The organism is Methanobrevibacter curvatus (assembly GCF_001639295.1).
Taxonomy (GTDB): domain Archaea; phylum Methanobacteriota; class Methanobacteria; order Methanobacteriales; family Methanobacteriaceae; genus Methanoflexus; species Methanoflexus curvatus.
Genome location: NZ_LWMV01000207.1, coordinates 1 through 11,688, shown reverse-complemented (window position 1 = coordinate 11,688; position 11,688 = coordinate 1). Strand labels below are relative to the sequence as shown.

At 26.8% G+C, this 11,688-nt stretch carries 8 protein-coding genes; 6 read left to right on the top strand and 2 right to left on the bottom strand.

The features are described 5' to 3' along the window. Positions 1-581 precede the first annotated feature (581 nt). The 6 genes from carA to wecB all read left to right on the top strand — a co-directional run bounded on the left by carA (position 582) and on the right by wecB (position 10,093). Positions 582-1,661, top strand: a complete 1,080-nt coding sequence (carA, locus tag MBCUR_RS08590; RefSeq protein ID WP_067092503.1) for a glutamine-hydrolyzing carbamoyl-phosphate synthase small subunit — start codon at positions 582-584, stop codon at positions 1,659-1,661. A gap of 107 nt (positions 1,662-1,768) precedes the next feature. Next, positions 1,769-2,782 (top strand): DNA adenine methylase, encoded by a 1,014-nt coding sequence (locus tag MBCUR_RS08585; RefSeq protein ID WP_067092502.1) that lies wholly within the window; start codon positions 1,769-1,771, stop codon positions 2,780-2,782. After that, complete coding sequence (locus MBCUR_RS08580) at positions 2,779-3,708, top strand: DNA adenine methylase (RefSeq protein ID WP_067092501.1); 930 nt, start codon at positions 2,779-2,781, stop codon at positions 3,706-3,708. Before MBCUR_RS08585 ends, MBCUR_RS08580 begins: the two co-directional genes overlap by 4 nt. 24 nt (positions 3,709-3,732) lie before the next feature. Beyond that, positions 3,733-5,301, top strand: coding sequence for an AlwI family type II restriction endonuclease (locus MBCUR_RS08575; RefSeq protein WP_067092500.1), 1,569 nt, complete (start codon positions 3,733-3,735; stop codon positions 5,299-5,301). Between the two features lie 130 nt (positions 5,302-5,431). Next, positions 5,432-8,611, top strand: coding sequence for a carbamoyl-phosphate synthase large subunit (carB, locus tag MBCUR_RS08570; protein WP_067092499.1), 3,180 nt, complete (start codon positions 5,432-5,434; stop codon positions 8,609-8,611). A 168-nt stretch (positions 8,612-8,779) separates the two neighbouring features. Then, complete coding sequence (gene wecB, locus MBCUR_RS08565) at positions 8,780-10,093, top strand: non-hydrolyzing UDP-N-acetylglucosamine 2-epimerase (RefSeq protein WP_067092498.1); 1,314 nt, start codon at positions 8,780-8,782, stop codon at positions 10,091-10,093. 341 nt (positions 10,094-10,434) lie between these two features. Here wecB and MBCUR_RS08560 read toward each other — a convergent pair whose 3' ends face one another. Together MBCUR_RS08560 and MBCUR_RS08555 are read right to left on the bottom strand one after the other, a co-directional pair. Beyond that, complete coding sequence (locus MBCUR_RS08560; RefSeq protein ID WP_067092497.1) at positions 10,435-10,860, bottom strand: Mov34/MPN/PAD-1 family protein; 426 nt, start codon at positions 10,858-10,860, stop codon at positions 10,435-10,437. Between the two features lie 47 nt (positions 10,861-10,907). Continuing rightward, a complete protein-coding gene (locus MBCUR_RS08555) occupies positions 10,908-11,609 on the bottom strand; it encodes a tRNA(His) guanylyltransferase Thg1 family protein (protein WP_067092504.1) in 702 nt (233 codons plus the stop codon). Positions 11,610-11,688: the final 79 nt, after the last annotated feature.

The following is an 11,688-nucleotide window of genomic DNA, read 5'->3' as shown; positions in this document are numbered from 1 at the left end:
TATCTTTAATCACATTCACCGAAAGACTTAATACATCATCGTTCCATAACAATCTATGTGGGTTGTTTTTTCTTTCCATAGATTAATAATACAACCCACAATATTAATACTTTACGAACTACTGATATATTTTAATAATATAAGTTATATAAATATTAATGAATAAGATTTCAATTTATTTTATAAATATTTATTTCATTAATTCTTAATTACAGAATATTTTTTTCATTAAATTAGATTTAATTAACTTAGTTTTAATTAACTTAGTTTTAATTAATTAGTTTTAATTAATTAGTTTTTTTATTAATTAATTTTTTATGAATTTTTTTGAAATAAAGTTTATTTTAACTGTAAAAATTGTATATGCTGATTAATATAATCATATAATTACATTAAATCCATTAGCTATTAATATAGTTAAACAATTATAAATATATAAGTTCATAATGATTTTATAATATAATTCTAATATAATTTTAATAAAATAATATTTTTAATATAATATTTTTAATATAATATTTTTAATATAATATGTATAATAATGCCTTAATTTGTAAATCAATTGTTTTAATGGTGACTTTATGAAAAAAGCAAAATTAGCTTTAGAAGATGGAACGATTATTGAAGGCAAAGCCTTTGGACATGAAACAACAGCTACAGGGGAAATTGTTTTTTCAACAGGAATGTGTGGTTATGTTGAAAGCTTAACAGATCCTTCATTTAAAGGTCAGATTTTAATGTCTACCTATCCTTTATGTGGCAACTATGGTGTAAGTGAAGATTGGTATCAATCAAATAAAATTCAAACAGAAGCCTATGTTGTTCGTGAGCTTTGTGAAAAACCATCTAAATATGCGGCAAACAAATCTTTAGATAAATTTTTAAAAGAATTTAAAATTCCAGGAATATCTGGTGTTGATACAAGAGATTTAACCATAAAAATTCGAGAAAAAGGAACAATGAAAGCTGCAATATCAACAGAAGATACAGATGACAGTGAAATAATTTCACTTGCTAAAAATCAACTAGATATTGGAGATATGGATTTAGTTCCTCAGATTTCAACAAAAGAAGTTCAAATTTTTGGTAAAGACAAAAATAAAAAAATAGCTATTGTGGATTGTGGTATTAAAAAGAATATAATTAATAGTTTTTTAAGTAGAGATATAGGAGTCATACTTTTCCCATACAATGCAAGTTCAGAAAAGATTTTGGAACATGATTTAAATGGCTTTATGATTTCTTGTGGACCGGGGAATCCTTCAAGGTTAAGTGAAACTATTGAAACAACTAAAAGAATGCATGAAAAATTCCCTATTTTAGGAATATGTATGGGTCAGCAGATTTTAGCTCAATCTTTCGGTGCTAGCACATATAAAATGAAATTTGGTCATAGGGGAGTAAATCAGCCTGTTAAAGACTTAGTTTCAGGTAAGGTATTCATCAGCTCTCAAAATCATGGTTTTTCAGTAGATGCTGACTCTTTAATTGATGCTAATTTTAAATTATCTCAAATAAATCTAAATGATAAAACTCCTGAAGGTTTTATTCATAATGAATTGCCTATCCAATCTGTCCAATATCACCCTGAAGCTGGACCTGGTCCAAATGACACAAGTTTTATCTTTGACAATTTTGTTAAGCAAGTATTACAATATTAAGTGTTAAAATATTAAGTATTTGGATTTTAAGTATTAGGATGTTTATGGATTAGATTATTAATTGTACTAATCAGCTGGTAAATAATATTCGTTTTTTTGGAGATAGGATGTTTGGGAAATTTAATTTAGAAAATCGTCGGTATATAGGTAATAAAAACAAACTTGCTACATGGATTAAAGAGTTGTTGAATGAATATGCTTCTGGAAATTCTTTTTTTGATGTTTTTGCTGGGACAGGAGTTGTTACTAGAGAAGTTTTAGATATTTATGATGAGTTTGTATTAAATGATTTTTTATTTTCAAATAATATTATATACACTGCATTTTTTGACACCTCACAACATGACTGTTCTAAATTAAAAGATATAACTAATGATTTTAGAAAAATAACTGATAGAAAATTCGATGATTCCTATTTTGAAGATAATTATGGGGGAAAATTTTTTAGTTTTCATGATGCAAAAATTATAGGAGAAATTCGAGAACGTATTGAATTAAATGACTCTTTAAATCACAAAGAAAAAGCAATTCTTATTGCTTCATTAATTTATTCTGCAGATAAAATTGCAAATACTGTGGGACATTATGATGCATATCGTAAAAAAGAAAGGGTTCAGAATAAATTTAAATTTGAGTTAATAAATCCTATTAATGCGGAAAATAAAGATATAAAAATTTATCGTGAAGATTCAAACGAATTAATCCGTAATGTTAAAGCAGATATTGCCTTTGTTGATCCTCCTTATAATTCTCGTCAATATTCTCGTTTTTATCATGTTTTAGAAGGAATTTCTAAATGGGATAAGCCAAAATTATCTGGTGTAGCTATGAAACCAAAGGCTGAAAATATGAGTACTTACTGTAAAACTTCTGCTCCGATGGTTTTCAATGATTTAATAAGTAATTTAGATGTTAATTATATAGCTGTCACTTATAACAATAATTACAAATCTAAAAGCAATAGTTCTCGTAATAAAATTACTCATGAGGAAATATTAAATAGTTTAGAAAATGTTGGCACCACCAATATTTTTGAAAAATCTTTTAAATTTTTTAATGCTGGAAAATCAGATTTACAAAATCATAAAGAATTTCTTTTTATTACTGAGGTCAATAAATGAAAAAAATTCGTTCTCCTTTGTTTTATGTTGGAGATAAATATAAATTAATGCCTCAACTATCGAATTTGTTTCCTAATAATATAAATACATTTTATGATGTTTTTGCTGGTGGAGGCAGTGCTTCAATTAATACCTTTGCAAAAAAACATGAGCTAAATGATTTAGATCAAAAAATTATTGAATTACATTTATTTCTTCAGAAGGAAACTCAGAACTTAAATGTATTTTTGGATAAGATGTATGAAATTATAAAGTTTTATGGTTTGAGCCACTCTGAAATCAAAATAAATTCAAAAATTAATGAACTTAAAAAAGAATTCAAAAAAACATATTTTTCAAAGTATAACAAAGAATTTTATATTAAATTAAGAGAAGATTATAATGAAAATAAAAATCGCAATGACTTATTATATTTACTTTTAATTTATGGTTTTAATCATATGATTCGTTTTAATTCTCAAGATAAATTTAATTTGCCTGTTGGAAATGTGGATTGGAATAAAAATGTTACTAGTTCATTGAAAAATTACTCTAGATGGGTAAATAAATCTAATATTTCAATGTTTAATTTGGATTTTGAATCATTTGTAAATACTCGAAATCCTGTAAAAAATGATTTTTTTTATTTTGACCCTCCTTATCTGATTTCTTTTAGTGATTATAATAAATTATGGAATGAAAAAGAAGAATTTCGTTTATACTCATTGTTAGATGATTTAAATGAAAGAGGAATTAAATGGGGACTTTCAAATATGGTTCAACATAAAGGGCAGCAAAATAATATTTTGTTAGAATGGGCTAAAAAATATAATGAATATTCTATTAAAAGTAATTACATTTCTAGATTTGATAATTCAATTAAAAAAAATAGTATAGAAGTTTATATTACTAATTTCAATGGTGAAAAATTAATAAAAGAAAATTAATTTTCATTTATAGGTGGAATTGATATGCCAAAAAGAAAGAATGAAAGAAAACCACTATCATTTACAACTACTATGCGTAATCCTGAAAGAATCGTCAGCTTCCTTAATTGTTTAATTGATTTCGAGGGAAAAATTTTAACTAATGATTTAATATATGATATAATTAAAAATATTCTGTCAAAAAAAATTTATGAAACCGTGTATCAGAGGAATAATAAAAAATATAAACATATTTATGCAGATGAATCATTAGATTATACTGATGAAGATCTAAAGGACATAATAAAAAATTCTTCACAAAATCATAAGGAATCTGGTTTTGAAAAAGGGTGGCCAAGTAGATTTGATACATTTTACAAATTTTCAAAAGAATTAGGCTTTGTTTATTATGAAATCAACAAGAAAATAGAAATTTCTGAAAGTGGACATTTGCTTATAAAAACTTTAGGCAAAAATTCAGATTCAACTAAATTATTGTCTCGAGTTTTTTTAAATGCTATGGTTAAATATAATACAAATAATCCATTTCGTCGCAATTTAAACTCTAATACTCCATTAGTTTTAACATTAGAAACTATTAATATCCTTAAAAATAATTACAATTGGGAAAAATCTGGGATTTATCGTCATGAAATTCCTTTTATTACTTGTTGGCAGAATAATAATAGCTCTAAACTAGCTGAATTCATAAATTCTTTTAGAATAAAACATGGAAAAAAACCAAGTAATGAAACAGTTTACTCTTTATGTTTAGAATTATTAGAATCAGATAATACAAAAAGATTTAAAATAAACCAAATTTTAAATGAGGGAGTAGATGATTTTATCCGTAAATTTAGAATTACTGGTCTATTTTCATTAAGGGGAATGGGAAATTTATTAGATGTTAATAAATTTGAAATAGATAAGACTGAGTATGTTCTTGAAAAGTATAATAATCAAGAAATTTTTGATGATGAATATAAATTTTATGAATATATGGGTCAAATTGATGAAAATTTTGTGAAAATTCCATCTAATTATATTCAGTATAATATAAATGAAATTCGTCAAAGAAACTTAGAAAAATGGGCAAAAGATTTAACTAAAGATGAAATTTATCAAGAATTAAAAGTTTTGGGAAATAAAAATATTGCTTCTAAACATACTGTTTTAAAATTTATAGATGGTCCAATCCGTTTTGAATTTTTAACAAGTATTGCCTTAAAACAACATTTTCCTAGTGTGGATATAAGTCCAAATTATCCGATCGATGATGAAGGCATGCCTACATTCACTGCTATGGGAGGAATTGGGGATATTGAGGTTTATTCAGATCATGATAGGGTTTTGGTTGAAGTGACTTTAATTAGAAATAGAAATCAAGGTTCTATTGAAATTCCTGCCATCACTAGGCATCTTAAATCTATTGTAGGTGTTAATATGAAGATTTATTCTATTTTTATAGCTCCAATTATTCATGAAGACACAAAATATATGATTGGTTATACAAAAAATAGATATGGTCTAAATATTTATGATTATACTATTGAAGATTTTGTTAAATCTATATCAAAATTTGAAAAGCTTTCTGATTTTTGTTTTGATAATTAATTTATTTTTATTTTATTTTATTTTTTTCATTGTTTATGCTAAATTTTTTTATACTTGTATAAATATAATTATATATTAATATTTTACTGTGTTATTTTTGTTCATTTTTAAATTTATTTCGAGGATTATAATGCCAATAGATAAGGATATTAAAAAAGTACTTATAATAGGTTCTGGACCAATTCAAATAGGTCAAGCTGCTGAATTTGACTATTCGGGATCACAAGCATGTAAATCTATTAAAGAAGAAGGAATAGAAACGGTTTTGATTAACAGTAATCCTGCTACTATTCAAACAGATATGGATATGGCAGATAAAGTATATGTTGAGCCATTAGAACCAGAGATTGTTGCTAAAATTATTAAAAAGGAAAATATTGATGCAATTTTACCTACCATGGGTGGACAAACAGGATTAAATGTTGCTACTGGACTTGCTGAAATTGGGGCTTTAAAGGGGATTAAAGTATTAGGTTCTTCAATAAAAACAATAGCTGATGTTGAAGATAGGGATTTATTTGATAGTTTTATGAAAAAACTTAATGAACCACTTCCTAAGGCAAAGGCAGTTGAATCTGTAGATGAGGCAATAACTGCTGTAGAAGAAATTGGATATCCAGTCATTGTTAGACCTGCATTTACCTTAGGTGGAACTGGTGGTGGAGTTGCTCATAATAAAGAAGAATTGATTGAAATAGCTTCCCATGGATTGGATATGAGTTTTATTGGTCAAGTTTTAATTGATGAATCTGTTTTAGGTTGGAAAGAGTTTGAATATGAGGTAATGAGAGATAAAAACAACACCTGTATCATAGTTTGTAATATGGAAAATATAGATCCAATGGGTATTCACACTGGAGAAAGTATTGTTGTTGCTCCTGCTCAAAATTTAAATGATATTGAACACCAAATGCTTAGAGATGCATCAATAAAAATTATTAGGGCATTAGGAATTCAAGGAGGATGTAATATCCAATTTGCAGTTAACCCTGAAACTAGTGAATATAAGGTTATTGAAGTAAATCCAAGGGTAAGTAGAAGCAGTGCACTGGCTTCTAAGGCAACTGGTTATCCAATAGCTAAGATATCCTCAAAAATAGCTCTTGGAATGACTTTAGATGAAATTCAAAATGATATTACAAAAGAAACACCTGCATCTTTTGAACCAACCTTAGACTATGTTGTATGTAAAATTCCACGTTGGCCTTTTGATAAATTCAAAGGAATCAACCGTAAAATTGGAGTTCAAATGAAATCTACAGGAGAGGTAATGTCAATAGGAAGAACAATTGAAGAAGCATTACATAAAGCTATACGTTCTCTTGATATTGGAAAATATGGTTTTGAATATCATGATTTTTCACTTGAAGATTTAAAAAATCCTACAGACAATAGACTTTTCCAATTATATAGTGCAATTAAATTTGGCATGGATATTGAAGAGTTATCAAATATTACTCAAATTGACACTTTCTTTTTAAATAAAGTCAAAAATATTGTTGATTTTGAAAAGACAGTAACAAAAGATACATTACAGGATAAATCTTTCTTTTTAAAGGCAAAAAAATTAGGCTTTTCCAATGTAGCTATTTCTAATTCCTCAAATTTGTCTGTTGAAGAAATTCAAGCTATTGCTAAAGCTCATGGTATTTCGCCAAATTATAAAATGGTTGATACTTGTGCCGCAGAGTTTGAAGCTAAAACTCCTTATTATTACAGTAGTTATGATGAAGGTAATGAATTAGTGAAGTCTGATAAAAGAAAAATCATTATTTTAGGTGCTGGACCAATAAGAATAGGTCAAGGCATTGAATTTGATTATTGTTGTGTTCATTCATCCCTTGCATTAAAAGAAGAAGATATAGAGACAATTATTATTAATAACAATCCAGAAACAGTTTCTACTGACTATGATATTTCGGATAAGCTTTACTTTGAACCATTAACCTTTGAAGATGTAATGGGAATTGTTAAAAAGGAAAATCCTGAAGGGGTTGTCGTTCAATTTGGAGGTCAAACTTCTATTAATCTTGCTGTTCCTCTAGCTAATGAAGGAGTAAAAATACTTGGAACTGCCTATGAAAGTATTGACAAGGTTGAAGATAGGGAAAGATTTACAAAAGTTCTTGAAAAACTAAATATTCCTCAGGCAGAATATGGCTTAGCCCATTCCTTTGCAGATGCTAGAGAAATAGCTAAAGAAATAGGTTTTCCAGTTTTAGTTAGACCCTCTTATGTTATTGGTGGCAGAGCCATGGAAATAGTCTATGATGACTATGAATTAAAAGAATATATGCAGGAAGCAGTTAAAGTTTCACCAGAACATCCTATCCTTGTTGATAAGTTTTTAGAAGAAGCTGTTGAGGTTGATGTGGATATCCTTTCTGATAAAGAAAATGTTTTTATTGGTGGAATAATGGAACACATTGAAGAGGCAGGTATCCACTCTGGGGATTCTGCTTGTGTAATTCCTCCTCAATCCATCCCTGAAGATATTTTAAATACTATTCGTGATTATTCTCGCAAGTTAGCTATTGAATTAGATGTTGTTGGATTAATGAATATTCAATATGCGGTAAAACTTGATGAAAAGAAAGTTTACATAATAGAAGCAAACCCAAGGGCAAGTAGAACAATACCATTTGTAAGTAAGGCAATTGGTGTCCCTCTTGCAAAAATAGCTTCTAAATTAATTGTAGGAAATAAATTAAAAGATTATGGTTTAATTGATGAGATAAAAATTAATCATGTAGCAGTTAAAGAATCTGTTTTCCCATTTTTAAAGATTCCTGAGTCTGATACAATTTTAGGTCCTGAAATGAAATCTACAGGAGAAAGTATGGGAATAGATGAAAACTTTGCCCTTGCATACTATAAATCTCAGCTTTCTGCAGGTATGAATTTACCTACAAAAGGGACTTTATTTATTAGTGTCAAAGATTCTGACAAGCCAAAAATTCAAAAAATAGCTGAAAAAGCTAAATTGTTAGGTTTTAAGATTATTGCAACTCCAGGAACAGCACAGGCTGTTAAAAATGTTCAAATTGATGAAATATCAAAAATTTCTCAAGATGCCCCTAATGTTTCTGATGCAATTTTAAATAAAGATGTTAATTTAATTATCAATACCCCTTCAGGTAAAATTTCAGCTAAAGATGGCTTTATTATAAGACGTTTAGCTATTGATTTAGGAATTCCATATATAACAACAATAGCTGGTGCTAAAGCAGCATTTAACGCAATAGAAGCTATTCAAAACCATGAAATAAATGTTAAATCACTAAATGAATACATATATGACGAAGAATAAATTCCTCAATTTTTATTTATTAATAGTTTTTCAACATGTTTAAATGTTTTTAATTATTTTTAAATAATTTTTTTAAATATTGGTGATGAATCATAGAGTAAAATGAAAGTTAGAAATTGAAAGTAAGCTAAAAATGAATTAAAACTTTTATTATTTTGGAGATTTTTTATGAAAATAGCTATTGTACTTGGAACAAGACCTGAAATAATTAAAATGGCTTCCATTATTGATGAAATTCTAAAAAAAAATTTAAAAATGGTTTTAATACACACAGGACAGCATTATGATCCTGAAATGTCTGATAATTTTTTTAAGGATTTAGAACTACCTTTCCCAGATTACAACATTGAAGTAGGTTCTTCATCTCATGGTAAACAAACTGCTAAGATGATGGAAGGAATAGAAGATATTTTAATTAAGGAAAATCCAGACATTCTCCTTGTTCAAGGGGATACAAATGCAGTTTTAGCAGGTGCCCTTGTAGCATCAAAGCTACATATTCCAGTTGGGCATGTTGAGGCAGGACTTAGATCATATGATGATTCAATGCCTGAAGAGATAAATAGAAAAGCTGCAGATGTTTGTTCATTATTATATTTTGTTCCAACAGAGCAAGCAGCAATTAATTTAGCTATTGAAGGAATTTCAAGAGATAAAATTTATATTACTGGTAACACTGTAGTTGATGCTTGTTTTAGAAATTTAAAAATATCTCAAAATAGAAATATATCAAATAATTTATCAAATTTATTAAAATTAGATAATATTATTACTTTAACTATGCATAGAGCTGAAAATGTAGATAATAAAGCGAGGTTAACTGAAATTATAAATGGATTGGCAAACTTAACTGATTTCAATATTGTATTTCCAATTCATCCAAGAACTCTTAAAACATTAGAAAATTTTGATTTATTAGAAAAACTTGATAAACTCCCACATTTCCATATAATAAATCCTGTTGGTTATCTAGACTTCCTTTTGCTTTTATCAAAATCAACTTTAATACTTACAGACTCTGGTGGACTCCAAGAAGAAGCCATTACGCTAAATATTCCAGCTTTAACATTAAGATACAACACAGAAAGACCAGAAACAGTTGGTGCTGGTGGAAATATTTTAGTAGGTTCAAGTAAAGATAAAATTATTAAATTTTCAGAAATTATTTTAAATAACAAAGATTTTAGAGATAAAATGCAAATGGCTCCAAATCCATATGGTACTGGTGATTCTGCTAAAAAAATCTTAGATATAATTTTAAATAAATATAATGATAATTTATTGAATATAGAATCTCCTGATGAGATAATGAATGGATTTAAAACCAAAATAGTGGAGATTAATAATAATATATTAGTAAAAGACTTTGAAAAAGATAAAAATGCTAAAGTTAGAGTAATTTACAATAAATCTGATTTAGAATTCCCACAAGATGATTTAAATTTAAACAATAAAATTGTTTTATTTGATTTGTTTGATTAATTATCCATTTTATTAGTCATTTGTTTTAGTATCAATAATTTCTCTCTATTTTTATTTTTTCTATTTTTATTTTTCTTGTTTTTATTTTTTTTATTTTTTTATTTTTTTCAAAATAATCTAAACATTTAAATACTCTAAACTTTAAATATTGTTTTTCCATTGTTTCAATGGATAATACTAAGGAAGAACCTATAAATTAACAACCTCTATCATAGCTTTTTTTATAATAACCTCTTCCTTGGTTATATTATTTTTATTATTTGTACTATATTAAGCCAACTAGCATGTTGGAGTATAAATGAAGAGTTACTTCATGTATTAAATTTAAAGCTTTTTTAAACTTAAATTATTGTGAAATCCATTGGTTCTCCAAAGTGATTAAATCCTCTAATGTCTTCAACTCTAAAGGGAGTAGCAATTATCATGTGGAATAATCCTCGTCTGGAAAAAGTAAATAAGTCGGCATCTGATGGCTGTGGAATTCCTCCAGGATGACTATGTACTGTCCCCCATGTTTTAATAGTTGGAGGTTTCATATAAGTATAAATAACAGCAGACTCTCCCGATGTTACTGTAGGTAAAAAGATTAATCCATTTATTATTAATATTTTATCCTTTATTTTTCCTTCAAATTCTGCAATAAATTCATTAGGATTAGAGTTAATGGCTAAATCAATTATGTAATCTATGACTTCTTCAGTCACTTGAACATCATTAAATTCATAATCTTTGGTTTTAAATATCTTTGATAGTATTTTATCGAACATTTTATCTTTTTTTTAATATTTCTTTTAATATCTCTTTTAATATTTTTTTAATATTTTTTTCTAATTTTTCCATTATTTAATATATTTTCACAAAAAAATGGGTTTGAAAATTTTTTAATATTTCTATCAATTGTAAGTTCATTGTTTTTATTTTTATATAAACATATGCCCCGTTTTTGCCAAATTGGATTTTTATCTAAGTTAATTCCTTTTTTTTTAAATAGATACTCGTGGATTTCAGAATTTTTCATTCCTTTAAGTTTTTTACTGGCTTCTTCCCTTGAATATTCTTCTCTTAAACTCCAATACCCATAACTGTTTGTATAATTTCTAAAAGCTTCGTCTTGTCGCCATTTAAAGTATGAAACAACATTATCGTTGTTTAATAAAATAATCCTAGAATCAAAACTAAGTATTATTTCTTTTTTAAAACTTTTGTTTAGAGATAGAGTTAAGGAACTTGAAGCTAAACTTCCAAATACTGAGTCTATTTTTTCTATTCTTCCATTAAATGGAATAGATTTTAATAAAATGCTTATTTCATCTGAAAAAGTATATATAAGTAATGGAGAAAATTCTTTAAATAGTACTTCACTTGCTTTAACCATATTTTTGGTAAATTCTTCATCATAAGGTTTTTTTAGATTTAATTTTTTTGACAACTTGTGAAACCTTCTTCCATCTAATCTAACAATGGTATTTAGCCCTTTTGGAACCTTCAAGTCTTTAAAAATCTCATATTCTTTCATTTTATCAGTAGAGTGTGCAGAGGTATATAGTTTTTTTTTTTTTTTTTTTTTTTTTTTTTTTTTTTTTTTTTTTTTTTTT